Source organism: Exiguobacterium sp. s150 (assembly GCF_018618435.1).
Taxonomy (GTDB): Bacteria; Bacillota; Bacilli; order Exiguobacteriales; family Exiguobacteriaceae; genus Exiguobacterium; species Exiguobacterium alkaliphilum.
On record NZ_JACSMC010000007.1, the window covers coordinates 52950 to 76730 of the forward strand.

The window sequence follows — 23781 nt, forward strand, 5'->3', positions numbered from 1 at the left end:
GATTTTTCATTTCTTTAAAATCTGTTCACGAATCCGGCCCATCTGGGTATCGAGCGCATCCGCCATGTTCGCCGCCTCGGTCAGCTCATGCCGGGACGCCTCAGGGATTTGCTGCTGATACTTGTATTGGAGTTTATGTTCCGTCGCCGCCCAAAAGTCCATCGCCAGTGTCCGGATTTGAATCTCGGCCGGCACCCAGATGACGCGCTCGGCCAAATATACTTTCGTCCGGACGATGAGATGGAGGCTCCGGTATCCGCTCGGCTTCGGATGCTTGATGTAATCTTTGATTTCATCGATTTGAAGGTCGTCCCGCTTCTTCAAATGGTCTAGAATCGCATAGATGTCGTCCCGGAAACTCGTGACGATGCGGACACCGGCGACGTCATGCACGTGATCCCAAAGCGCGTCCACTTCGAGCGGCAATTCTTTTTGCTTCATCTTCCGGACGATGGACGGAAGTGTCTTCATTCGCGTCTTCACATGCTCGATTGGGGAGTAGCCGAGCCGCGTTTGCCAGTCGAGGTCGATAATCCCAAGGTCACTTTCAAGCTCTGTGATCGCCATCTCATAGTAGCGGAATCGCTCTCGCCAATGATGAAACTGCTCGCCGAAAAACTCTTCGATTTCCATAGTCTCTCCTCCTCTTTTCTCTTTCCATCGTACCAAACAAACGTACGTTCCATACATAAAAAACCGTCCATTCTCGTAACGTGACGAGAATGGACGGTTGCATCAGACGTGGCGAATGACGAAGTATTTTTTCTTACCACGACGGATGATCGTGAACTCACCGAGCGTATCGGCGCGTGTCACCGTCTTATCGAGCGCTTGTTCACGCTCGCCGTTCAAATAGATGGCACCGTTTTGCACGTCTTCCCGTGCCTGACGTTTCGATTGGACGATCCCCGCCTCGACGAGAAGGTCGACGAGGTTACGCTCACCATCGAGTTCGTACTGCGGCATCCCTTTGAACGCCGCGTCCATGTCTTCCGGTTTCAGTGACGCGAGGTCTCCGCTGAAGAATGCGTTCGTGATTCGCTCAGCCTGTTCAAGACCGGCTTCCCCGTGGACGAGCTTCGTCATCTCTTCGGCGAGACGGCGCTGGGCAGCACGTTTCTCCGGAGCAGCTGCAACTTCTTCCGCGAGCGCATCGATCTCTTCGTGCGTCATGAACGTGAAGTATTTGATGAACTTGATGACGTCGGCGTCATCGACGTTAATCCAAAACTGGTAGAACTCGTACGGTGTCGTCTTGTCAGCATCGAGCCAGACCGCGCCGCCAGCCGTTTTCCCGAACTTTTGACCGTCCGACTTCGTGACGAGCGGCACGGTGAGACCGAACGCCTTTTCTTGATGACCGAAACGGCGGATGAGTTCGAGTCCAGCTGTGATGTTCCCCCACTGGTCGCTCCCACCGACTTGAAGGCGGCAGTTCTCTGTTTCGTATAACTTCAAAAAGTCGAACGATTGCAATAACATGTACGAGAATTCCGTGTACGAGATTCCGTTTTCCAATCGTGAATCGACTGAGTCTTTCGCGAGCATGTAACTGATCGGGAAATGCTTTCCGACATCACGTAAAAAGTCGATAATCGATAGTTCCGCCGTCCATTCGTAGTTGTTTCGGATCGTGATCGGGTTCTCCCCTTCTAACGGGAGGAAACGGCTCAATTGATCCTTGATGCGGTCCGAGAATTCTTTGACCGTGTCGAGCGTGTTCAGTGACCGTTCGTCCGAGCGTCCAGACGGGTCGCCGATCATCCCCGTCGCTCCACCGACGAGGGCGATGACTTGATGTCCCGCCTCTTGAAAACGTCTGAGCGTCAAAATCGGCAACAAGTGCCCGATATGGAGCGAATCCGCTGTCGGGTCAAATCCCGTGTAAAGCGTCGTCGGCTTCTTCAACTGTTCTTTCAATCCTGCTTCATCCGTCATTTGGTTGACGAGTCCTCGAAATGCTAAATCATTCAATAATTCCATTTGTCCCACTCCTTCGATTGACATAAAAAAACGCCCCTTCTCATATCGAGAAGGGACGGAGATTCCGCGGTACCACCCTAATTGCCACAGCTGTGGCCACTTTACATGAGAGATAACGGTCTCGACCCGGCCGAACGGCATGCTCCAAAAGTGTAATTCATCAGTTGACATTGGCTAGTTCACAGCATCCACTAGCTTTCTGGACAAGCGGTCCACCGACTACTTCGCTTTCTTCATTGCATCGATATAATGACTATGCCATTCATTTTATAAGTTTGGTTTCCACGTTGTCAATAACAAGATTGAAACTTGCAACGAAAGGTCGATTCACGATAAGGTGGGGAAAGACTTGTGCTATAATCGAATATATTACTGTCTGCAATCGATTTACACCATATGAAGGAGGCTGTCATGCTGCAAAAGATTCGAGACTTATGGAACAATCCAACGTCCTTGAAAGCCCGCCGTTATGCCAATGTATTTTACGATGTGTCGTGGAACGTACTCCTGCTCACGATCATCTCCGTTGTCCTCATCGGTTTTTTAGGCGCCGGAATCGGCGCCGGGTATTTCGCATCGCTCGTCAAGGACATGCCAACCCCTGCCTATAAGACGATGACGTCCCAAATCAACACGTACTCGTCGACCTCTGACATTTACTTCGGAAGCGGAGAACGGATCGGGAACTACACGACCGATGAAGTGCGTACGCCGATTCCAGTCGATAAAGTATCGCCGTTCGTCATCGACGCGTTGTTAGCGACCGAGGACGTCGAGTTTTACGAGCATGACGGGGTCGTCCCGAAAGCGACGCTCCGTGCCATCTTGCAAGAAGCGACCGGTTCAGAAGAGCGGACCGGCGGCTCGACACTCACCCAACAGCTCATCAAGAACCAGATGTTGACGAACGAAGTGTCGTTCGAGCGGAAAGCGAAAGAGATTTTGCTCGCGCTCCGCCTCGAAAAAGCGATGGATAAAGATGAGATTTTGAACGCCTACTTGAACGTCGTCTCGTTCGGACGCAACTCGATGGGACGCAACATCTCCGGGATTGAAGCAGCGTCTCGCGGCGTATTCAACACGTCGGCAGAGAACTTGACACTCCCGCAAGCGGCATTCCTTGCCGGGATTCCGAAAAACCCGTTCCTCTACACGCCATATTATCAAGGCGGAGTCATTAAAGAAGACGTCACCGCCGGTATCAACCGGATGAAGACGGTACTGAATCGAATGTACGTCGCCGGGAAAATCACACAAGAAGAATATGATGCGGCGTATAACTACGATATCACGCAAGACTTCATGAAGACACAATCGAAGCCGCGCGACCGTTATCCGTATCTCGTTGACGTAGCGGAACGTGAGGCGCTCGCTATCGTGACGAACCACTTCTTACAAGAAGACGGAATCAACCTGAACGAACTCGGACCAAACGAACGGAACGAAGTCCGTTCGACTTACGGGAAACGGGCGCACAACGCGCTCCGTCAAGGCGGTTATAAGATTCACTTGACGCTCGATAAGCAAATCCACGAATCGATGCAACAGCCGGCTAAAAATGCCGATAACTTCGGTCCGAACCAAAATGCGGACGGGACGAGCTATCCGGAACAGACCGCCGCGGTCATGCTCGAGAACAAGACGGGCCGTGTGCTCGGCTTCGTCGGTGGACGCTATATTAACGGAAAGACTGAAGAATATAACCACGCCACGCAGATGACTCGTCAAATCGGATCGACCGCAAAACCGATTCTCGTTTATGCGAATGCGATCGAGGCAGGCATGATCACACCTGCGACGACGATTATCGACGAAGAATACTTCTATCAATATGATTACAGCGAACGGAAAGACCCGGTCAACAACGAAGGGAAAACGTACCGCGGCCCAGTCACTGTCCGCGACGCGCTCAAACTATCATTGAACGTTCCTACCGTCAAAATTTATGAAGAACGGAACCAAATGGAGGCTGACACACAGAAACTCATCGATATGGGCATCGGCGTATCGGATACGAACCGAAAAGCCTCCTCGATGGCACTCGGTGTCGGTGAAGTCAGCCCGGTCAACCTCGCGTCGACGTATGCGATGCTCGCCAACTACGGCGAACACGTCAGCCCGTACTTCGTCGATAAAGTCGAGTTCCAAGGCGAGATCATCTTTGAGGCCCAGCCTGAGAAGAAACGGATCTACTCCGATCGCACGGCCTACCTCGTCGTCGATATGTTGCGTGACGTGTACACGTCAGGTACGGCGACGTACGCCAAGTCACTTTTGAACGCCCCGGGCGACTGGATGGGCAAAACTGGAACGACACAAGAGAAACGAGATTCGTATCTCGTCGGCTCGACGCCAGACGTCACACTCGCAGTCTGGTCCGGTTACGATAACCAAAAACTCGGGATGACCGATGCTTACCCATACGGCCCATACTACCAGCGGACGCAACGGATTTGGTCACAAATCGTGAACCGCGTGTATGCGGATAAGCCGGAGACGTTCACGAACGCACGCTTCACGCAACCATCTAGCGTGACGTCAAAAGACTTCCAAGACTCTGGAACGTTCTCAGAGAAGAAGAAAGTCGAAGAGAAGAAGAAGGAAGAGGAAGCGAAGCAGAAAGCAGAAGAAGCGAAACAAGAGGCGGAAGAAGCGAAACGCGAAGCTGCTGAACAAAAAGATGCCGAGGCGAAGAAAAAAGCCGAGGCGGAAGCGAAGAAGAAGGCAGAAGACGCGAAGAAAGCGGAAGAAGAAGTCAAGAAGAAAGCCGAGGCTGAAAAGAAAGCCCAAGAAGAAGCTGAGGCCGAGGCTGACGCGGACGAATAAGCAAGACAAAAAGGTCGACACCGCGGTGTCGACCTTTTTTTTCAATCAATCTTCCATTGTCGATAAATCACCTGTCTCAAGATTCAATTCCCATGCCTTCAAGACACGACGCATAATCTTACCGCTGCGCGTCTTCGGCAACTTGTCTTTGAACTCGATTTCCCGAGGTGCCGCATGCGCCGCGAGCCCCTCTTTGACAAACTTTTGAATCTCCGCCTTTAACTCGTCGGACGGCTCATAGCCTTTCCGGAGCGCGATGAACGCCTTGATAATTTCGCCGCGGACCGGGTCCGGTTTCCCGATGACACCGGCCTCGGCGACAGCTGGATGCTCGACGAGACGACTCTCGACCTCGAACGGTCCGACACGCTCGCCTGCCGTCATAATGACGTCGTCGACACGGCCTTGGAACCAGAAATACCCGTCCTCATCCATATAAGCCGAGTCACCCGAGACGTACCAGTCGCCCCAGAAGTAGCTCTCATACTTTGCATCGTTCTTCCAAATCTTGCGCATCATCGACGGCCATGGCGTCTTGAGTGCCAAATTGCCCATCCGATGCGGCGGGAGCGGTTGTCCACGGTCATCTAAGATGGCCGCCTCACAACCCGGGATGGCTTTCCCCATCGAACCCGGTTTGATGTCCATCGTCGGATAGTTGCAAATCATCATCGCCCCGGTCTCGGTCATCCACCACGTATCATGAATACGTAACCCGAACGACTCGTTGCCCCAGCGGATGACTTCCGGGTTGAGCGGCTCACCGACCGAGAGGATATGACGGAGTGACGACAAGTCGTACTTCGCGAACGCCTCATCCCCGGCTCCCATGAGCATCCGGAATGCCGTCGGAGCGCTATACCAGACCGTCACGCCGAAACGCTCAATTACCGAATACCAAAACTCCGGATTGAAACGTCCCCCGACAATCACGTTCGTCGCGCCGTTCAAGAATGGTGCGAAGATGCCGTAACTCGTGCCCGTTACCCAGCCCGGGTCCGCCGTGCACCAGTACACATCGTCCGGCTGCAAGTCGAGCACCCATTTCCCTGTCATCAAATGTTGAATCATCGCATTATGGACGTGCAACACGCCTTTCGGTTTTCCTGTCGAGCCGGACGTATAATGTAGGATCATGCCGTCTTCACGGTCGACCCACGTGATGTCGAGCTCCGTCGTGGCGCGTTGTGCCAACTTCCGATAATCGATGACTTTCCCCGACTCGTTGACGTCGTCCCCGACGATGAGAATCGTCTCCAACTGCGGCAACTGCTCCAACGGGATGCGCGGTAACAGCGCCTCGGTCGTCACGATCACTTTCGCTTCCGAGTCGAGCAGACGGTCGTGGACGGCCTGTTCCATGAACGCTTCAAACAACGGCCCAACGATGGCGCCAAGCTTGATCGCACCGAGTAAAATAAAATAAAGTTCTGGACTCCGTGGCATGAAGATGAAGACACGATCGCCTTTCTCCACTCCGACCGATTTCAGAACGTTCCCGGATCGATTGCTTTCTTGTTTCATGTCAGCGTACGTGTAGCGCTCTTCCCGATCCCCATCGAAGTAGAGCAAGGCCAATTTCGTCGCGAGTTCCCCTTCTGCGTGACGATCAATCGCCTCATACGCCATGTTGACATTTCCGGTCAAATTCCAAGACAATAACGCTTCTGCTTGCGTCCACTCGAACGACTGACAAGCATCTTCATACGACGCCAATTGATGTTCCCCTGATAACGCTTTCAATTTTTCCATCGTTAAAGATTCGCCTCCCCTGTAATGAATGGTATAACCACTTTCAGTATAGTGTTAATATTATGACAAATCAATGAATTTCCAAAAACTCCAAAACGGAGTGAAACTCGTCCGATGAAAGCGCTATAATAAGAGGTGAAAAAGGTGGTGACTCCATGGAAAAACAGTATCATTCAAAAGTGTGGGAAACCTCACTCGGAGCCGTAATCATCGATGGACCGATTGAGAGTGACGTGCTTGCGACGTATCGCCTCGATGAAGGGTTGACGGCGTTTCGGGAGCCGGAAGACCAACACAAAGCGCTCGTTGAAATCGCGGATTTGAAAGAAGGACGCATCATCGTCGCTCGCGTCGAAGAATTGATTATCGGCTATGTGACATACTTGTATCCAGATCCGTATGAACGATGGAGCGAAGGCAACGATCCGTATATTCTCGAGCTCGGTGCCATCGAGGTCAGTCCGCGCTTTCGCGGTCAACGCATCGGGAAGCAGTTACTCGAAGTGTCGATGATGGACCCGCATATGGACGACTTTTTAATTTTGACGACAGAATATTATTGGCACTGGGACTTGAAAGGGAGCGGGCTGTCGATTTGGGACTATCGGAACGTGATGGAGAAGATGATGAATCACGGTGGGCTCGTCTTCTTCCCGACCGACGACCCAGAGATCGCTTCGCATCCGGCCAACTGTCTCATGGCGCGCATCGGCAAAAACGTTCGGCAAGAAACGATTGACCATTTCGACTCGCTCCGGCTCCGCCGCCGGTTCATGTATGACTGAGGAGGGTTACGATGCTGATTGAACAAATGATGAATCGCCACGTCGTGACGATTCAACCGACGAATACGATCGCCCACGCGGCAAAGCTCATGCGTGACCATAAAGTGCGTCACCTCATCGTCACGAATCCGGCCCGGCAAGTCATCGGAATCATTGGACAGTTCGAGATGAGCGGAGCGACGAGCGTGTTCCATCCGGAGAGTGAGAGCGCCGACTTTCAAAACCCGGTGTCGAGCATCATGCGGACCGATCTTGTGACGGCACACCCGGCCGACTTTTTCGAAGATGCGGCCGCGCTGTTCTATGAACACCGGTTGACGTGCCTTCCGATCGTCGAACGAGGCAAACTCGTCGGTGTGTTGACCGAGACCGATTTACTTCGTTATTTCGTTCAGCTGACCGGTGCCCTTGAGCCGAGTTCGCAAATCGAGATTCTTGTCGAGAACACGACCGGCACGCTTGAGAAAGTGACGCGCCTTCTCGCCAAGACGAACGTCAACATCATCAACGTCTTCGTCCACCCGACGGAAGACCCGTATAAACGGATCATCTCGTTCCGGGTCCAGACGATGAACCCGCTCCGCATCATCGAACGGTTGAAACGAGAAGGCTATGACGTGCTCGGGCCGGAGATGTCGCAATGAGACCGGCTTACATATTCGGGGAAAACGAGACGTCGTACCGTTTCCATGCGGACCACCCGTTCAACCCGATTCGTTTAGAGCTGACGACTTCGCTCTTGACGACAGCGGGAAAACTGTCACGTGATGAGTGCATCGCCCCACCACTCGCTTCGATTGAAGACTTGGCGCTCGTCCACGACCGCGATTATATCGAGGCGGTCCAAGCGGCGGCAGCCGGCACGCTCACCGGGCTAAAAGCGAACAAGTTCGGGCTCGGTACGGAAGATACCCCCATTTTCCCGACGATTCACGAAGGGGCGGCCCGCCTCGTCGGTGGGACGATGCTTGCGCTCGACCTCGTCGCGAGCGGGAAAGTCGAACGCGCCTTTCACGTCGGAGGCGGACTACATCACGGCATGCAGCGGAAGGCGTCCGGTTTTTGCGTCTATAACGATGCGGCCGTCGCCATCGCCCACGTCCGTAAGCAGTATGGTATGCGGGTGCTTTATGTCGATACTGACGCCCATCACGGGGACGGCGTACAGTGGCTGTTTTATGACGACCCGGACGTCATGACGCTCTCGATTCATGAGACCGGACGCTACTTGTTCCCTGGCACAGGTGCCGTCACCGAGCGTGGGAACGGGAACGGATACGGCTACAGTTGGAACGTCCCGGTCGACGCCTTCACGCAGGACGACTCGTTCCTTCATTGTTATGAGACGGTGTTACGCGAGGCGTGCGCTTGGTTCAAGCCGGACATCATTTTGACGCAAAACGGGGCCGACGCACATGCGTTCGACCCGCTCACCCACCTCGCCTCGACGATTCGGACGTTCGAGCAAATCCCGCAAATTGCATCCCGGCTCGCCGATGAATATACAGAGGGACGGCTCGTCGCCCTCGGCGGTGGTGGTTATGACTGGTTCAGAACCGTACCACGCGCTTGGGCGCAAGTGTGGGCCGGTCTGACACGCGAGGCACCCTATCATGGTGACATTCCGGCCGATTGGATTGCGCAATGGCAGCATCGGGCCGATCAACCGTTACCGACGCGATGGGACGATACGACCTATTCGTTCGACCACATCCCACGGCGCCAGCAAATCGAGGAAAAGAACTGGGAAGTGACGAAACGGGCGTTCTGGCCATTCATCTCCAATGACCGAAAATCACTCTATTTATAAAAAAACACTTAAGCCGTCGACGGCTTAAGTGTTTTTCCGTTTAGTCGTTCCGTAACGAGTCACGGCGCTCAATGCGGTGTGGCAAGACGACGTTTTTCTCTTCGACTTCTTCCGCGTTCAAAATCTTCGTCAAGAGACGCATGGCCACGGCACCAATGTCGTACATCGGTTGAACGACCGTCGTCAATTTCGGACGAATCATCGTCGCAAGACGCGTGTTATCGTGGCCGACGACTTCAAAATCGTTTGGGACCGAGAAGCCCGCGTCTTGAATTGCATGGATGACGCCGAGCGCCATCTCATCCGTTCCAGCGAAAATCGCTTTCGGGCAATCGTCACGCTCAAGCATCTTCTGCATCGCTTCGAGGCCCGAGGCGTACGTGTAGTTACCGAGGATGACGTCGTTCTCCTGAAACGGAAGACCGGCATCTTCGAGTGCCCGGCGATAACCGGCGAACTTCTTCTCGCCGTTGATTTGTTGCTCGAGCGGGCCTGTGATGAAACCGACTTGTTTGTGGCCGTGGCCAATTAACATTTTGGTCGCGTCATATGCCGCCTGCTCGTAGTCGATATTGACCGCCGGCAGGTCATAGCCTTGGTTCAACGTCGCGGCCAAGACGATTGGAACCGGTGATTTCTTGAACTCTTCGACGAGATCTTCGTGAAGACGGCCGCCCATGAAGATGATGCCGTCGACTTGTTTCCCGAGAAGCGTGTTCAACAAGTGAATCTCTTTATCCCGGTTCGCATCCGAGTTCCCGAGGATGATGTTGTACTTGTACATCGTCGCGACGTCTTCGATACCGCGCGCAAGGTCGGCAAAGAAAATGTTCGAGATATCCGGTACGATGACGCCGACCGTCGTCGTCTTCTTGCTCGCAAGACCACGTGCGACAGCGTTCGGACGATAACCGAGACGGTCAATTGCGTCCTGGACTTTCTTACGGGTCGTCGGTTTGACGTTCGGGTTTCCGTTGACGACACGAGAGACGGTCGCCATCGACACCCCGGCCTCTCGTGCGACATCATAGATCGTTACATTGTTACTATTCATTAAAACTCCTCCTACAAGCAATGATTTTCAAACGATTTTCAAAAAACGTGTCAAAAAAGGAAGACAGGTATCTGTCATCATTTTACCCTGTCTTCACGCCATATAAAACGTTTCCAATTGGAAAGCTTACTTTTTTACCAAATCAAGTTGAGGGAATTGTGTCGTCAATCCGTTCACAAATTCATCAAATTGGTCGAAATCGAGCTGTTGCTGGGCATCGGACAAGGCGATGGCCGGATTCGGGTGCACCTCGACCATGACACCGTCGGCCCCGACAGCAAGTGCCGCCTTCGCAGCCGGAAGCAACAAATCGCGGCGCCCGGTCGAATGGGTGACATCGACCATAACCGGCAAATGTGTCTCTTGCTTCAAAATCGGCACGGCCGTGATATCGAGTGTGTTGCGCGTCGCCCGTTCATACGTCCGGATGCCGCGCTCACAAAGGATGATTTGATGGTTCCCGCTCGCCATGATGTACTCCGCCGCATAGATGAACTCTTCGATTGTAGCCGACAGCCCGCGTTTCAAGAGCACGGGTTTATCCGTCTTCCCGACTTCTTTTAGCAAATCGAAGTTCTGCATGTTGCGGGCCCCGACTTGGATGATGTCCACGTATGGAAGCGCTGAGTCGACCGCACCTGGCGTCATGATTTCAGAGATGACTCGTAAATCGTGACGGTCGGCCGCTTGTTTCAACAGCTTGAGCCCGTCAAAGCCGAGCCCTTGGAAATCGTATGGCGACGTCCGTGGCTTATACGCGCCACCGCGCATAATCTTCACACCGGACAAGGCGAGTTTCTCAGCGACGGCGTTCACTTGTTCGAATGATTCGACGGCACATGGCCCCGCAATCAATTGGGGGCGTTCGTTGCCAATCGTCGCCCCGCCAAGCGTGACGACCGTATCCTCGGCTTGACGTTTCCGCGAGACGAGGAGCGTTTTATCGCGGTCCTCCCCTTGCAGCTCGGCAGACGCTTTGAACATCTCTTTAAATAGATGTTGAAGACGTGGCGTCTCAAAAGGACCTCGATTCTCGGCCGCAATAAAATCGAGCATCTCGTGTTCGCGTACGGGATCGTATCGTTCGACGCCTTGAAGACGTTTCACTTTACCAATCTCGACCGCGAGTTCTCCTCGACGACTGAGCAAATCAAGCATTTCTCGGTTCAATTCATCCATTTCACGACGTAATCGGTTCAATTGATCTTGTGGACTCATAATTACCCTCTCATTTCTATGCCGTTCTTTCCAGAAACCTAATTATATCGAACTTCTCTCGCTTTGTCATAGACAAATGGTCGCCGACACAGATTCCACAAAAAAAATACCCAGGAGACCTGGGTATCACCGTTTATTTCTTGCCGTTCTTCAAATCTTGTTTCAACTCTTTGAGTTCTTGTTTCGACTCGTCATCGAGCAAATCCTTAATCGGTGCTTCAAACTCCGATTCATGGTTCGTTGACTCATCACGACTACTCTCCGGTTTGGCCTGTTCTTGTTTCTTGGCTTGGCCAGAAGATGAGTCAGCTTGCTTCGAGTCATCTTTCGTTGCTTCCTTCGAGTCGTTCGATGTCTCGTCTGCCGCCCGATCGAGTTGCTCTTTCACTTCCGCCTCTGCTTCAGCGACGAGTTGGTCGGCCTTCTCCATCGCCTCTTCAATCGACAGTTCATCTTCGTCGACCTGCTGTTTGAGCTCGGCCGCTTCACGGGCTTTGTCCTTCACGAGGTTAAGGACCGGTGCTGCTTTCTCAAGAAGCGGAGCCGACTTGTCGCTTGCGACTTTAATCCATTCTCCGACGACCGGTTCGGCCTTCTCACGGACTTCTTTCGATTTGACCGTCAAACGCTCACGTGAAGTGGCCGTCTTCTCATCAAGGTACGTCCGTACTTCACGTCCACTCTTCGGCGACGTGAGAAGCGCGACCGCCGCCCCGATGACTCCCCCAAGTACGACTCCGGCTAAAAAGCCTCCGCCTGATGACTGTTGTGTGTGTTGTGAATTGTTTTTGTCGTATGTCATGTGTACGTTCCTCCTAGAGATGATTAAGATTTTAATGTGTCATCCGTTGCGACGACACCCGGTGAGACAGACGGTGTTTCTTCTTTCCGTTCACGTCGTCCACGACGACGCGATGGACGTTCGTTGCCAGTCTCAGTTTTGTTTTTCTTGAATAATTCCACAGCGACCGATCCCCATCGGACCGCTTGCGCGATTTGTTCTTTGTTTTCATCGGCTGCCACGTGTACAGACGAAGACACTGTCCGGACTGACTCGGTCACTTCATTGAGTGACGTGCCGAGCTCGTCAAGGGCGTGAGCCACTGGTGCGAGCAATTCTGTTTTCTCTTCTACGTTATCCACGAGACGGTTCGTCTTATGTAAGAGCGCCGTCACTTCCATCGTAATCCCATCCAACTGTCGTTCTAAATTCTCGGTCGTGTTCGCGACGCTACCGAGTGTCCGGTTCACGTTCGATAAGACACGCGCCAAGAAAAAGACGAGTACGACAAACGCGAGTGCAGCAATCAGTCCCGCGATGCCTCCCAATGTGATTTCCATCCAATCATTCCTCCTGTTCAATAATATGGTGGTTTCATTATAGCACCATTATGACTGAAAAGATTTGTCTCAACCGTTTTCGCCATCCGGTCTGATTATTCCTTTACCCGTTTTTATGTTTTCGATTACACTAAAATAGAAATAAATTTAAAAAAGTTAAGGGGTGGACGTATGAGAGATCCAAGAATCACGCAACTCGCGGATGGGTTAATCAACTATTCGGTTAAATTGAAGCCGGGGGAACGCGTGCTAATCGAGAATTTTGGAGTCGAAGAATCGCTCGTCGAGGCACTCGTCGAGAAGGCGTACGAAGCAGGTGGTCATCCATTCGTCTTGTTGAAAGAGAGCCGAATCCTGCGCAAGCTCTACATGGGAGCGAGCCGAGAACAGCTCGAGCTGATGGCAGATATCGAACGGAAACAGATGCAAGCAATGGACGCCTATATCGGTCTTCGTGCCGGGGACAACATCAATGAATTATCCGATGTGCCGGCCGAACAGCAAAAACTTGTCGGCGCGACGATCGGGAAAATGCACACAGAAGACCGCGTCAAAGGGACGCGCTGGGTCGTGCTCCGCTATCCGTCGCCGTCGATGGCCCAGCTCGCCGGGAAATCGACCGAGGCGTTCGAAGACTTTTACTTCAACGTCTGTACGCTCGACTACGGCAAGATGGACCGGGCGATGGACGCCCTCGTCAGCCTCATGAACGAGACCGACCGCGTGACGATTACAGGACCGGGAACGGACCTCACGTTCTCCATCAAAGACATCCCGGCCATCAAATGCTCGGGCCAAATGAACATCCCGGACGGTGAAGTGTTCACAGCGCCCGTGAAAGACTCAATCAACGGCGTCATCACGTACAACACGCCATCACCGTATCACGGGTTCACGTACGAGAACGTGAAATTGACGTTCCAAGACGGAAAGATCGTCGAGGCGACGGCAAACGATACGGACCGCATCAACGACGTGTTCAATACGGACGAAGGCGCCCGTTACGTCGGCGAGTTCGCCATCGGCGTCAACCCATACATCCAACACCCGATGAAAGACATCTTATTTGATGAGAAGATTGATGGTAGTTTCCACTTCACACCGGGTCAGGCGTATGACGACGCTTATAACGGCAACGACTCGTCCATCCACTGGGACCTCGTCAACATCCAACGCCCGGACTACGGCGGCGGCGAGATTTGGTTCGATGACGTGTTGATTCGGAAAGACGGTCGCTTCGTCGTCGACTCGCTCTTGCCACTCAATCCAGAAAACTTGAAATAACAAAAAGCGTGCCCCGGTGGCACGCTTTTTTGCTTACAGCTTCGTCTTCTTGCCGAGCGCTGCCGACATCATCCAAATCTCTTTCTCGAGACGCTCGATGTGAGAGACGAACGTGTCCTCAATCGCTTCGTCCCCGTCCTCGAAGTTCTCCATCGCATCTTGCATCTCTTGGCGAATCTGTTTGAAGTCGCCGATGATGTCTTTGATCATCTGGTCCGTCTCGGCGTGACGATCTCCTTCTTGAAGCGTCGAATGCTCTAAATACTCTTTCATCGTCGCATACGGTTCGCCGTCATTCATGAGCAACCGTTCCGCCACATCATCATAAAGTTCCGCGACGAGGTTATACAGTTCCTCTAACTTCTCGTGGTACGTGAAGAAGTGTGGCCCGCTAATATACCAATGATAGTTGTGGAGTTTCACGAACAAGAGGCCATAGTTGGCCACTTCTTTGTTTAACGTGTTCAATGCGCCTTGGCTTGCCATTCATAACATCTCCTTTTCCGTGGTCAGTCTATAGTATTATTTCCGTCTTATAAGAAAATTAAACACGAAAAAACGAGCGGCCGCAGCCGCTCGCAACTTATGCTTCTTGACGAACAATCTCTTCATACTCTCGTTGATACGTCTGGATATCCCCAGCGCCCATGAACAAGAGCACGGCGTTGTCGTGTGCGCGGAGCACCTGCGTACCGCCACGTTTCAACACGTTCGCCCCTTCGATCCGTGATTGGAGGTCTTCGATTGTGACCGTCCCCTCTTGCTCGCGAGCCGAACCGAAGATGTCACACAAGTAGACCGCGTCCGCTTCAGCGAGCGACGCCGCAAAATCGTCCATGAACGATTTAAGACGGGTGTACGTGTGCGGTTGGAATACAGCCACGACTTCACGTCCCGCGTACTTCTTGCGAGCTGCTTCGACAGTCGCACTAATCTCACGCGGGTGATGCGCGTAGTCATCGACAAGCACTTGATTCCCGAGCGTCGATTCGCTAAAGCGACGTTTTACGCCATTGAACGTCTCGAGGCGATCTTTGACGAGCTCTTTTGGCAAGTTCTCGTAGTCGCACGTCGCGATGACTGCGAGCGCGTTCAAGACGCTATGGTTACCGTAACCCGGGATGCGGAACGTACCGTAGAAGTCGTCCCGTAGGAACACGTCAAACGTCGTGCCGCGATCGGTCGATTCAACGTTTTCAGCCCGGAAATCGTTGTGCGCACCGAATCCGTAATACACAATTGGTACGTTTGCTTGAATGTGTTGGAGATTCTCATCATCTCCACATGCGATGATTCCTTTTTTGACTTGTTTCGCCATCTCTTGGAACGCATCAATGACATCATCGAGTCCAGAGAAATAGTCCGAATGGTCAAAGTCGATATTCGTCATGATGGCATAGTCAGGACGATAATATAGGAAGTGGCGCTTGTATTCGCACGCTTCGAAAACGAAGTTTTTAGAGTCTTCGACCCCTTCGCCCGTCCCGTCGCCAATCAAGAACGACGTCGGTTCGATGCCGCGCATGACGTGGGCCAACAGACCTGTCGTCGATGTCTTCCCGTGTGAGCCGGTGATGGCCACGCTCGTGTAATGATCCGCGAGTTCACCGAGGAACTCGTAATATTTATAGATCGTCAATCCGAGCTCGCGCGCCCGGACGACTTCAGGATGGTCGTCAGCGAACGCGTTCCCTTGCACGACGATTTGACCTTCTGTAATATTTTCAGGATCAAACGGCAGGATCTCGATTCCTTTGCGATTCAATGCTTCTTCAGTAAAAAATGCTTTTTCAACGTCCGAGCCTCGGACTTCATTATTCATATCATTTAAAATTTGCGCTAAAGGACTCATGCCCGTTCCTTTAATTCCGACGAAGTGATAACGGTTCATCTGTAAATAGCCCCCCTAATTCATTGCGGTTTGCGAAAAAATGCGACAAACCTTTGTCATTATAGCAAAACTCTAGGTGTCATGCTATTACAGATTATTGTTTTTTTGATCGAGACGCCGCTTGCGATACATCGCCATTCGGTCTTGCGGTGTCATCATGACGTTTAGCGGCGGGCCTTCTGCTTTGTAGGATACGCTAACAGCAGGCGTCAGTTCCGCTTCATCTTCTACTACAGTCTGCTCGGTGTCGGTCTGTAATGTCTTTGCAACATCCTCGACAATCGGTGCGACTTGTTCAACAGAAGTTTCCTCGACGTTGATCGGTTCGGATGACGCGGCCTCTTTCTCGTCACGGATGACGACTTTTGAAGGTGATAACTCAGTCGACCCCATAAATACCGAAGCAAATCCGCCTTCAAGGATGGATACGTCGCCAAGACCCGTCTTCTCCTCAATCTCGTCAACTGGCTCTCCTTGCGTAGCATCGAAGGTCGGTTCTTCAATTTCCGGGGAAATCGTGACCTCGTTCGCCGGCACTTCAACCAATGTCTCCGGCGCAGCTTCTGGCTCTGCTTCCAAGTCACGTTCAACGTCTACCTTTTCATCGACCGGCTCTTCCATTACCGTCGGCTCGTCAACGACGGCCTCCGGTGCAGCTTCTGGCTCGACTTCCAAGTCACGTTCGACGTCTACCGTTTCAACGACCGGCTCTTCCATCTCTGTCGGTTCGTCAACGACGGCCTCCGGCGCAGCTTCTGACTCGATTGCCAAGTCACGTTCGACGTCTACCGTTTCATCGACCGACTCTTCTGTCTCTGTCTCCTCTTCGACCGTCTCCGGGACGACTGGGGGAGATTGCGCCCCGTGGAACAGCTCGGCCCGATTTACCGTTTCCTCGGTCGCCTCTGGTACGAACGGTTCTGCTGTCGATGCCTCTTCCACATATTTTGAATCAGCGTTCAAATCGGAGCGTGTCTCCGGCGAATGTTCAGATGGCAAATTGATTTTCGGTTTCGGACGCGCGTAGCCGTAAATCGGTGACGGGACGTCCGACGGGATGAACTCTTCTGGTGTCTCGACTTTCGGGACCGGCACCGCCTTTTTTCCTTCTTGGGACAATTCCCGGCGAATACGCTCGGCCTGTTGTTTTAATGAACGTTCATATGCATCCATACTCGATTCCTCGCTTTTTCACTCAATCCTATTTAGCAAAAAATCGGTCGAGTTTAGCGACCGATTTCAAATGCTTTCCCTACTTCATATTCGTCATCTAATACTAAAATCCCTTTTTCTTGCGGTGCGTCAGGCAAATTGAGTTCGCGGGCCGAACAAATCATTCCCTGTGACGACTCACCACGAAGTTTAGACGGACGAATGATCAACCCTGACGGCATGACCGCTCCCGGCTTGGCGACGACGACTTTTTGTCCGGTCGCGACGTTTGGGGCACCACAGACGATTTGGACGGTCCCTTGGTCGGTCTCGACTTGGCATATCGACAATTTATCCGCATCCGGGTGTTTCTCTGCCGATTCGACGTACCCGACGACAAACTTCGGCGTGAAATCGACGCCAGAAAGATCGGCCTCGATGTTTTGCTTGCGCAAGATGACACCGAGCGTTTCAATCAGTTCTGCCGTCAATTCGACCGGCCCGTGCCAGTCGGCCACGTTAAAGTGATTGCTCGCATTAAAAATGTTGTATCCGTTCACTTTTCCATTTGTCGACTTGACGATGGCGACATCGTCTTTCCGTTCGACGATTTGGTGATGACGATCGCCTTCTCTCAATAACACCATGAGCACATCGCCGATTCCTTGACGGTTATAAAAAGCATTGATTTGCATACGTAAATACGCCCCTTCTTTCAAACTAGACACACATAGTTTAGCAGATTATGCGTCGGTTGGTGGGTTCTTTTTTCCAACAATGAAAATTGGTTCGAGTGTCCCGGCCTCATAATGGAACGCGAGCGCCGTGACGGGGATGCGTCCGTTCGTGAAAAAGTCGAACATGAGCTGTTGCATCGCATCGTAGCCGGCATCATTTTGAATGTCGGCGATGATCAACACGTCTTGGTGCGGGACACCGACGAGCATGTCCCCCTCTATCCGTCGCTCCATGACCCGTAAAAAATCATCGTTCAAGATTCGAGACGCCTCGTACCCGTCACGGGCTGCCAAGAAATAAAACGTATTCCCGGCAACCTCGTCTCGTTTCAACTCGGTCGGCAACGTCATGACGTTGTCACGCGCGATGTCCTCAAGACGCTTGCGCGTCATCGATTCAGTCAAATGGCGCTCTTCAATCAAACGATATCCGTTCCCGAAATCGAGGGCATAAAAGATTGCCGTTTCGGCCGTATGCGGTGTTGTGACGAGCGCCTCGCCTTGTTTCGTCTCTTTCGCGAACGAGGCGGCCCGGATGACCGGATAGATGTTTTTCTCATTACCAATCAGCGTGACCGACTCATCTGCCGCGAGGGCCGTTTGAATGTATTCGACGACTTCCTCGATGGCGACGACGCCACGCACTTTTGCTTTCGCGACGAGTGGGGCAAGTCGGATGTTGACGCCGACGCGATCGCTCGTCCGTTCAATGCGGAGCACTTCGTTCTCGCGATCATAAGACGTCCGGTACCCTTCCGCGAAATGACGTTCGATGTGTCGTCTCAGTTCATTCCGTTCCATGGGATCACCCTAATCCGTTCAAGAACGCTTCGACCTGTTCCGGTGTCTTCCGTTCACGGCCGACGTAACGATCGACCTCTTGCCCGTTGTTGAAAGCGACAAAACTTGGAATCCCGAAGATGTCATGCTCTTGTGCGAGTTCCATCCATTCGTCGCGGTCGACGTAATAGAACGTCCAATCGGAGAATTTTGCTTCAATCTCCGGCATGAACGGGTCGAGGAAACGACAATCGCCACACCATGTCGCCGAGAACATGAAGACGCTCTTTTCTTGTTTCGCATTCGTATACTGTTCTAAAGATGTCAATTGATTCATTTTTCACCACTCCTGTTCTTTTTTCCTCATTCATGATAGCATATGTCCGTTCTTACATTCCGCTCTCACGTTTTGCTATAATCGAGGGCGAAGACTATTAGAAAAAGGTGACGATATGACTAAATGGACGCGGGAACAATTGAACCCGGAAATGAAACATCCGCTCGAGCAACTCGTCGGCGTCGTCGGTATGCTCGCCATACTCCGTTACGGCTATTTGTTCATCGATACGGACAAGAGTCGGACCGAGATTTTAATATGGCTCGTCGTCGGCTTCGCGGTCATTTACGTTGTCGAGAAGGCGTTCAAAAAGGCGGCCCGTTATTTACCAATCGTTCGGAAACGGTTCCTCATCCCCGTCTACGTTTTGCTCCTCGCCCTCTTCTTAGCGAGCTTTCGTGTGCCCCGCGAGACGGTCGAGGCGGTTCGGCAATTTTTTGGAATCTAAAAAGCGTTTCTGCTCAAGAAACGCTTTTTTTGTGCTCAATATTCGATTTTCATATCGTTCGGCCGGATTCGGTTCATACGAGTGAGCACTTGATAAACCGCAAAGCTGAGAAGCGCCGGTCCGACGAACAGGAAGCCTGCGACGACGATGACCGTATGCCAACTGAATCCCATCGTCTCGAGCATCACGATTGGTCCGACAAGGCCACTCGTCCCCATCCCTGCGCCCGCCGCGACGCTTTCAAGTTCGAACAATAAGATGGCGATTGGTGCGAGCACGGCTCCAGCGAGCGTCGGTGGCAAAAGAATCCATGGATTTTTGACAATGTTTCCGACTTGGAGCATCGACGTGCCAATCCCTTGGGCAACGGCCCCGCCGATACCGTTATCCCGATAACTAGTGACGGCAAAGCCGACCATTTGAGCGGCACATCCGACGGTGGCGGCCCCAGCGGCGATTCCACTCAAACCGAGCATGAGGGCGATGGCCGCACTCGAAATCGGCGCCGTCAATGCGAGTCCCATGAGTGTGGCAACGACGACCCCCATGAACAGCGGCTGTTGTTCCGTCCCCCATTCAATCCACGTCCCGAGCTGCGTCATGAATAGACCGACATACTTTCCGATATACGTCGCGCTCATATAGCCGACAGCGATCGTCGTGAACGGGGTCACGAGAATATCGAGTTTTGTCGATTTCGAGACGAGTTTTGCAACTTCGACGGCGAGAAGCGTCGCCACATAGCTTCCGGCCGGTCCGAACTCATAGCCGAACGTCCCGACGACGAGCGCGGCGAACAAGATGAGCGGCGGTGCCTGCAAGGCATAGGCGATGGCGATTCCGATGGCCGGCCCGGTCAAGCTGATCGCAACGTCTCCGATGGCGATGAGCGTCGTACCGAACGGACCGATTCCCGCCTCACTCAGTTGTCCCCCAATCGTCTTTATGATCAGCCCGATAATGAGCGTGCTGAATAGACCGAGCGCCATATAACTGAGCGCCGTCACGAAATACAGCGACGGGCTTAACGTAATGCCTTTCTTCTTTAACATGGACCTTCCTCTTTTCATTGTCTTGTCAGTCGTAAAGTTTATGTCTTCACACGTTTTTTAGTATAAGCGTTTCTAGGCAAATAGCAATAAAAAAAACGCCACTTTAGAAGTGACGTTCCCCTTTTAACGTGAGCCGCGCAGCGTCTCCATCGTCGAACGATCGAGTCGCTTGACGAGCGCCTTGAGAAGCGCCTTCGCTGCGTCGTAATCATCCGTATGCAAAATCGAGGCATGCGTATGGATGTATCGCGCCGCGACACCGATGACCGCCGTCGGCACCCCTTGTCCGCTCAAATGAATCCGTCCGGCATCCGTCCCGCCTGGTGAGACGAAATATTGCGTTTTGATGTTCTCGTCCGACGCCGTATCGAGCAAGAAATCGCGCATTTCCGGTGACATGACCATGACGCGGTCAAGGATTCGGATAAGCGCCCCTTCCCCGAGTTGGCCGAACTCCGTCTTGTTGCCTGACGCGTCATTGGCGGGTGACGCATCGAGTACGAGCGCGACGTCCGGTTGAATCATTTCGGCAGCCGTCTGCGCACCGCGAAGGCCGACTTCTTCTTGAACGGTCGCTCCTGAGAAGAGGATGTTCGGGTGGTCGGCTTTCGTCGTCTCCTCGAGCAACTCGATGGCGAGCCCGACACCGTATCGGTTATCCCACGCTTTCGCCATGATTTTTTTCGGATGTTTGAGCGGCGTGAAGTCGCTCGTAGGCACGGCCGGAAGACCTGGTCGGACGCCCCACGATTCCGCTTCCTCTTTCGAGTCGGCACCGATATCGATGAACATTTGTTTCATGTCCATCGGTTTATTCATCGCATCCGGTCCGAGCAAGTGCGGCGGTGTCGAAGCGACGACGCCAGGGATTTTGCCATCGTTTGTCACGATGTCGAATCGTTGCGCCATGAGCACTTGGCTCCACCAGCCGCCGAGTGGTTGTATGTATAGCATGCCGTTGTCCGTAATGCGCGTCACCATGAACGCGACCTCATCCATATGGCCTGCGACCATGATGCGTGGTCCCGCCTCGTCCCCGGTCCGTTTTCCGAAAATCGAGCCGATGCCGTCCGTCATGATTTCATCCGCATGCGGTGTGATGCGGTCGCGCACAAACTGACGGACGTCAGACTCAAACCCCGGTGCCCCCGGCAGCTCGGTCAGCGTCTTGAATAAGTCTCTCGTTTTTTGTTCCATCTGTCTCATCCCTTCAACCGTTGTGCCACCATTATATACAGAAGTTTTCATGAGATGCGAATGCTTTTCATTCCAATGGGGTACAGGTTTTGGTACGATATACATGATAGCCATAGTTCAAGGGGAGGTAGTCATATGAAAAAAAGGTATTGGTTAGTTGGAATCGGGGTCGCTGTCGTTGCCGCACTTATGACGAAGAAAGTTTTGGATGAACGAAGCTTATCGGCCGAGGACGCACTCGAATACACGAAACGCGCATTTTCTGCCAAAGGTCATGTCCAAGGGGCATGGATTTCGGCATCACCAGAAGTGTACACGTATGACGGGCGCGAGTATGACGTCTTCAAAGGCGGCATCTCGGTTCTCGAGAATGACGAAGAAAAAACGTACCAGTTCACAGTCGATTCAGAGACTGGTGCACTACTTGAATATGCGTAATCAAGTCGGCGAACACTCGCCGGCTTTTTTTGTTTAAACGTCTAGAAAGAGTGGAAAAATGTAATTGGTACTTTTTAAAATCGAAAAGGAGTGATCCCACGTGAAAAAACTCATCGGTGAAGCAAATGAGCTCGTATCGCAAATGGTGGAAGGGATGGTCCATGCCCATCCCGACGTGTACGGTCGTGTCGAAGGGGTAAACGTCATCTGTCGGGCCGATGGTGCGAAGTCTGGAAAAGTCGGTCTCGTCTCAGGCGGCGGGAGCGGTCACGAGCCTGCGCACGCTGGTTATGTTGGCGATGGGATGCTCGATGCGGCGGTGTGTGGAGAAGTGTTCACTTCACCGACACCGGATATGGTGCTCGAGGGCATCAAGGCAGCGGACGGCGGAAACGGTGTCCTCCTCGTCGTGAAAAACTATGCCGGTGACGTCATGAACTTCGAACTCGCGGCCGAACTCGCTGACGCCGAAGGGATCAAAGTCGACCACGTCGTCGTCGCCGACGATGTCGCCATCTCAAACAAAGACGACCGCCGTGGTGTTGCCGGGACTGTATTCGTCCATAAAGTCGCCGGTGCGGCAGCAGCGAGCGGCAAGTCGCTCGAAGAAGTGAAAGCCGTCGCTGAGAAAGTCGCGAGCCACGTCCGCTCAATGGGGATGGCCGTCGAGCCTTGTTATATGCCGGTGAGCGGTAAACCAGGCTTCGATTTGAACGAAGAAGAGATGGAGATTGGCATCGGGATTCACGGAGAGCGCGGCGTCGAGCGCAAACCGACGACAAGCGTTGATTCAATCGTTGACGACTTACTCGATCACTTGAAACAAGAAGTCGAACCCGGCGAAGTGGCCGTCATGGTCAACGGAATGGGCGGCACACCGCTGTCCGAACTATACGTGACGTATCATTTCGTCGCCAAAAAATTAGAAGCCGCCGGCTATACGCTCAAACGGGAATACGTCGGCAACTATATGACATCGCTCGAGATGCATGGTTTCTCCATCACGCTCTTGCCGCTCGACGATGAAATCACAACGTATTTAGACGCGCCTTCGGCCGCACACGGATTTAAAATTTAACAAACGAGGTGTTGATCGCATGTTAACGATTGATGGATTGAAAGAAGCGCTAAGAAACGCCCAATCAGAGATCGAGGCACATAAAGACACATTGACCGACCTAGATCGCGCCATCGGCGATGGGGACCACGGGATCAACATGTCCCGTGGGTTCGATGCCGTCTCCGCCATTCTTGATGACGACTATGAATCGTTAGGCGCGCTGAGTAAAAAAGTCGGCATGACGCTCATGGCAAAAGTCGGCGGAGCAGCCGGTCCGCTTTACGGGTCCGCTTTCGTCAAAGCCGCGACAGCGTTCGGCGATGCGACCGAGGCCGACTTCCCGCTCGTCAAGCAAGCGTTAGAAGAAGGCGCCGCGTCCATCAAGGCACGCGGAAAATCCGAGGTCGGTCAAAAGACGATGGTCGATGTATGGGAACCGTTTTTGAAGGGGTTGTCCGATTCGGACGATTACGCAGAAAAGCTCGACCGTCTCGTCCATGACACGGAAGATATGAAAGCGACGAAAGGCCGTGCTTCATACTTCGGAGAGAACTCTCGGGGCACGGTCGACCCAGGTGCAATGTCAAGCGCCATTATCTTGAAAGCCATCATGAAGGAGGTCGGTTAACATCGTCG

Annotated in this window: 24 protein-coding genes and 1 other annotated feature; of the genes, 9 read left to right on the forward strand and 15 right to left on the reverse strand. The window is 52.8% G+C overall.

Annotation, left to right across the window (positions count from 1 at the left end):
- Positions 1–6: 6 nt before the first annotated feature.
- Together KNP76_RS05725 and tyrS are read right to left on the reverse strand one after the other, a co-directional pair.
- A complete protein-coding gene (locus tag KNP76_RS05725) occupies positions 7–633 on the reverse strand; it encodes a GTP pyrophosphokinase (protein ID WP_214843443.1) in 627 nt (208 codons plus the stop codon).
- A 102-nt stretch (positions 634–735) separates the two neighbouring features.
- Positions 736–1983: a tyrosine--tRNA ligase gene (gene tyrS / locus KNP76_RS05730; RefSeq protein ID WP_214843445.1), complete on the reverse strand. Its 1248-nt coding sequence runs from the start codon at positions 1981–1983 to the stop codon at positions 736–738.
- Positions 1984–2031: 48 nt separating this feature from the next.
- Positions 2032–2229: a binding site (T-box leader), on the reverse strand.
- A 165-nt stretch (positions 2230–2394) separates the two neighbouring features.
- On the opposite strand from tyrS, the gene KNP76_RS05735 reads away from it, so the two are divergent.
- Positions 2395–4809, forward strand: a complete 2415-nt coding sequence (locus tag KNP76_RS05735; RefSeq protein ID WP_214843447.1) for a transglycosylase domain-containing protein — start codon at positions 2395–2397, stop codon at positions 4807–4809.
- Between the two features lie 45 nt (positions 4810–4854).
- Here the strand turns inward: KNP76_RS05735 and acsA are convergent, their stop codons facing one another.
- Entirely contained in the window at positions 4855–6561 is a 1707-nt protein-coding gene (gene acsA / locus KNP76_RS05740; protein WP_214843449.1) for an acetate--CoA ligase, read from the reverse strand.
- 155 nt (positions 6562–6716) lie between these two features.
- Between acsA and KNP76_RS05745 the strand changes: the two genes are divergently transcribed.
- The 3 genes from KNP76_RS05745 to KNP76_RS05755 are packed head-to-tail and all read left to right on the forward strand — an operon-like array spanning position 6717 to position 9156.
- A complete protein-coding gene (locus KNP76_RS05745; RefSeq protein WP_214843458.1) occupies positions 6717–7346 on the forward strand; it encodes a GNAT family N-acetyltransferase in 630 nt (209 codons plus the stop codon).
- 11 nt (positions 7347–7357) lie between these two features.
- Positions 7358–7990: an acetoin utilization AcuB family protein gene (locus KNP76_RS05750; protein ID WP_034814736.1), complete on the forward strand. Its 633-nt coding sequence runs from the start codon at positions 7358–7360 to the stop codon at positions 7988–7990.
- Positions 7987–9156: an acetoin utilization protein AcuC gene (locus KNP76_RS05755; RefSeq protein WP_214843460.1), complete on the forward strand. Its 1170-nt coding sequence runs from the start codon at positions 7987–7989 to the stop codon at positions 9154–9156. The genes KNP76_RS05750 and KNP76_RS05755 overlap by 4 nt, the downstream gene beginning before the upstream one ends.
- Positions 9157–9196: 40 nt before the next feature.
- On the opposite strand, the gene ccpA is transcribed toward KNP76_RS05755, so the two are convergent.
- The 4 genes from ccpA to KNP76_RS05775 form a co-directional block, all read right to left on the reverse strand.
- Positions 9197–10210 (reverse strand): catabolite control protein A, encoded by a 1014-nt coding sequence (gene ccpA / locus KNP76_RS05760; protein ID WP_214843476.1) that lies wholly within the window; start codon positions 10208–10210, stop codon positions 9197–9199.
- A gap of 126 nt (positions 10211–10336) precedes the next feature.
- The gene (locus tag KNP76_RS05765) at positions 10337–11428 is read right to left on the reverse strand and encodes a bifunctional 3-deoxy-7-phosphoheptulonate synthase/chorismate mutase (RefSeq protein ID WP_214843478.1); all 1092 of its coding nucleotides are present in this window, start codon (positions 11426–11428) and stop codon (positions 10337–10339) included.
- 133 nt (positions 11429–11561) lie between these two features.
- Entirely contained in the window at positions 11562–12230 is a 669-nt protein-coding gene (locus KNP76_RS05770) for a YtxH domain-containing protein (protein WP_214843480.1), read from the reverse strand.
- Positions 12231–12253: 23 nt separating this feature from the next.
- Entirely contained in the window at positions 12254–12769 is a 516-nt protein-coding gene (locus KNP76_RS05775) for a DUF948 domain-containing protein (protein WP_034809250.1), read from the reverse strand.
- 171 nt (positions 12770–12940) lie between these two features.
- Here KNP76_RS05775 and KNP76_RS05780 point away from each other — a divergent pair, with 171 nt between their 5' ends.
- The gene (locus tag KNP76_RS05780; protein WP_214843482.1) at positions 12941–14053 is read left to right on the forward strand and encodes an aminopeptidase; all 1113 of its coding nucleotides are present in this window, start codon (positions 12941–12943) and stop codon (positions 14051–14053) included.
- A gap of 33 nt (positions 14054–14086) precedes the next feature.
- On the opposite strand, the gene KNP76_RS05785 is transcribed toward KNP76_RS05780, so the two are convergent.
- From KNP76_RS05785 to KNP76_RS05810, 6 genes are all read right to left on the reverse strand, one after another.
- A complete protein-coding gene (locus KNP76_RS05785) occupies positions 14087–14539 on the reverse strand; it encodes a Dps family protein (protein WP_034814724.1) in 453 nt (150 codons plus the stop codon).
- Positions 14540–14636: 97 nt separating this feature from the next.
- A complete protein-coding gene (gene murC, locus KNP76_RS05790; RefSeq protein WP_214843484.1) occupies positions 14637–15944 on the reverse strand; it encodes a UDP-N-acetylmuramate--L-alanine ligase in 1308 nt (435 codons plus the stop codon).
- Positions 15945–16031: 87 nt separating this feature from the next.
- Positions 16032–17117, reverse strand: a complete 1086-nt coding sequence (locus tag KNP76_RS05795; protein ID WP_034809235.1) for a hypothetical protein — start codon at positions 17115–17117, stop codon at positions 16032–16034.
- A 53-nt stretch (positions 17118–17170) separates the two neighbouring features.
- On the reverse strand, positions 17171–17791 hold the full coding sequence (gene ytpR, locus KNP76_RS05800) for a YtpR family tRNA-binding protein (RefSeq protein WP_214843486.1): 621 nt from the start codon (positions 17789–17791) through the stop codon (positions 17171–17173).
- A 48-nt stretch (positions 17792–17839) separates the two neighbouring features.
- Positions 17840–18634 (reverse strand): DUF1444 family protein, encoded by a 795-nt coding sequence (locus tag KNP76_RS05805; protein WP_034809230.1) that lies wholly within the window; start codon positions 18632–18634, stop codon positions 17840–17842.
- Between the two features lie 4 nt (positions 18635–18638).
- Positions 18639–18950, reverse strand: coding sequence for a thioredoxin family protein (locus tag KNP76_RS05810; protein ID WP_034809227.1), 312 nt, complete (start codon positions 18948–18950; stop codon positions 18639–18641).
- Positions 18951–19065: 115 nt separating this feature from the next.
- On the opposite strand from KNP76_RS05810, the gene KNP76_RS05815 reads away from it, so the two are divergent.
- Entirely contained in the window at positions 19066–19398 is a 333-nt protein-coding gene (locus KNP76_RS05815; RefSeq protein WP_081825909.1) for an MLKL N-termimal domain-containing protein, read from the forward strand.
- A gap of 35 nt (positions 19399–19433) precedes the next feature.
- On the opposite strand, the gene KNP76_RS05820 is transcribed toward KNP76_RS05815, so the two are convergent.
- Both KNP76_RS05820 and KNP76_RS05825 read right to left on the reverse strand, forming a co-directional pair.
- The gene (locus KNP76_RS05820; protein WP_034809224.1) at positions 19434–20450 is read right to left on the reverse strand and encodes a PTS sugar transporter subunit IIC; all 1017 of its coding nucleotides are present in this window, start codon (positions 20448–20450) and stop codon (positions 19434–19436) included.
- 123 nt (positions 20451–20573) lie between these two features.
- Positions 20574–21647: a M42 family metallopeptidase gene (locus KNP76_RS05825; protein WP_034809222.1), complete on the reverse strand. Its 1074-nt coding sequence runs from the start codon at positions 21645–21647 to the stop codon at positions 20574–20576.
- Between the two features lie 135 nt (positions 21648–21782).
- On the opposite strand from KNP76_RS05825, the gene KNP76_RS05830 reads away from it, so the two are divergent.
- The 3 genes from KNP76_RS05830 to dhaL all read left to right on the forward strand — a co-directional run bounded on the left by KNP76_RS05830 (position 21783) and on the right by dhaL (position 23773).
- Entirely contained in the window at positions 21783–22085 is a 303-nt protein-coding gene (locus tag KNP76_RS05830) for a PepSY domain-containing protein (RefSeq protein ID WP_024371334.1), read from the forward strand.
- Positions 22086–22185: 100 nt separating this feature from the next.
- Positions 22186–23163 carry a dihydroxyacetone kinase subunit DhaK gene (dhaK, locus tag KNP76_RS05835; protein WP_214843488.1) on the forward strand — a complete coding sequence of 326 codons (978 nt, stop codon included), beginning with the start codon at positions 22186–22188 and terminating at the stop codon, positions 23161–23163.
- Positions 23164–23182: 19 nt separating this feature from the next.
- A complete protein-coding gene (gene dhaL / locus KNP76_RS05840; RefSeq protein ID WP_214843490.1) occupies positions 23183–23773 on the forward strand; it encodes a dihydroxyacetone kinase subunit DhaL in 591 nt (196 codons plus the stop codon).
- Positions 23774–23781: the final 8 nt, after the last annotated feature.

Bases quoted from the DNA above. Each gene is read 5' to 3' on its own strand.
- ytpR (WP_214843486.1), bottom strand. From the start codon at position 17,791: ATGCAAATCAATGCTTTTTATAACCGTCAAGGAATCGGCGATGTGCTC.
- KNP76_RS05815 (WP_081825909.1), top strand. From the start codon at position 19,066: ATGACTAAATGGACGCGGGAACAATTGAACCCGGAAATGAAACATCCG.
- KNP76_RS05825 (WP_034809222.1), bottom strand. From the start codon at position 21,647: ATGGAACAAAAAACGAGAGACTTATTCAAGACGCTGACCGAGCTGCCG.
- KNP76_RS05830 (WP_024371334.1), top strand. From the start codon at position 21,783: ATGAAAAAAAGGTATTGGTTAGTTGGAATCGGGGTCGCTGTCGTTGCC.
- KNP76_RS05725 (WP_214843443.1), bottom strand. From the start codon at position 633: ATGGAAATCGAAGAGTTTTTCGGCGAGCAGTTTCATCATTGGCGAGAG.
- KNP76_RS05755 (WP_214843460.1), top strand. From the start codon at position 7,987: ATGAGACCGGCTTACATATTCGGGGAAAACGAGACGTCGTACCGTTTC.
- KNP76_RS05820 (WP_034809224.1), bottom strand. From the start codon at position 20,450: ATGTTAAAGAAGAAAGGCATTACGTTAAGCCCGTCGCTGTATTTCGTG.
- KNP76_RS05795 (WP_034809235.1), bottom strand. From the start codon at position 17,117: ATGGATGCATATGAACGTTCATTAAAACAACAGGCCGAGCGTATTCGC.
- KNP76_RS05735 (WP_214843447.1), top strand. From the start codon at position 2,395: ATGCTGCAAAAGATTCGAGACTTATGGAACAATCCAACGTCCTTGAAA.
- KNP76_RS05770 (WP_214843480.1), bottom strand. From the start codon at position 12,230: ATGACATACGACAAAAACAATTCACAACACACACAACAGTCATCAGGC.
- KNP76_RS05780 (WP_214843482.1), top strand. From the start codon at position 12,941: ATGAGAGATCCAAGAATCACGCAACTCGCGGATGGGTTAATCAACTAT.
- KNP76_RS05810 (WP_034809227.1), bottom strand. From the start codon at position 18,950: ATGAATCAATTGACATCTTTAGAACAGTATACGAATGCGAAACAAGAA.
- tyrS (WP_214843445.1), bottom strand. From the start codon at position 1,983: ATGGAATTATTGAATGATTTAGCATTTCGAGGACTCGTCAACCAAATG.
- KNP76_RS05805 (WP_034809230.1), bottom strand. From the start codon at position 18,634: ATGGAACGGAATGAACTGAGACGACACATCGAACGTCATTTCGCGGAA.
- KNP76_RS05750 (WP_034814736.1), top strand. From the start codon at position 7,358: ATGCTGATTGAACAAATGATGAATCGCCACGTCGTGACGATTCAACCG.
- ccpA (WP_214843476.1), bottom strand. From the start codon at position 10,210: ATGAATAGTAACAATGTAACGATCTATGATGTCGCACGAGAGGCCGGG.
- KNP76_RS05765 (WP_214843478.1), bottom strand. From the start codon at position 11,428: ATGAGTCCACAAGATCAATTGAACCGATTACGTCGTGAAATGGATGAA.
- KNP76_RS05785 (WP_034814724.1), bottom strand. From the start codon at position 14,539: ATGGCAAGCCAAGGCGCATTGAACACGTTAAACAAAGAAGTGGCCAAC.
- dhaL (WP_214843490.1), top strand. From the start codon at position 23,183: ATGTTAACGATTGATGGATTGAAAGAAGCGCTAAGAAACGCCCAATCA.
- KNP76_RS05745 (WP_214843458.1), top strand. From the start codon at position 6,717: ATGGAAAAACAGTATCATTCAAAAGTGTGGGAAACCTCACTCGGAGCC.
- murC (WP_214843484.1), bottom strand. From the start codon at position 15,944: ATGAACCGTTATCACTTCGTCGGAATTAAAGGAACGGGCATGAGTCCT.
- KNP76_RS05775 (WP_034809250.1), bottom strand. From the start codon at position 12,769: ATGGAAATCACATTGGGAGGCATCGCGGGACTGATTGCTGCACTCGCG.
- acsA (WP_214843449.1), bottom strand. From the start codon at position 6,561: ATGGAAAAATTGAAAGCGTTATCAGGGGAACATCAATTGGCGTCGTAT.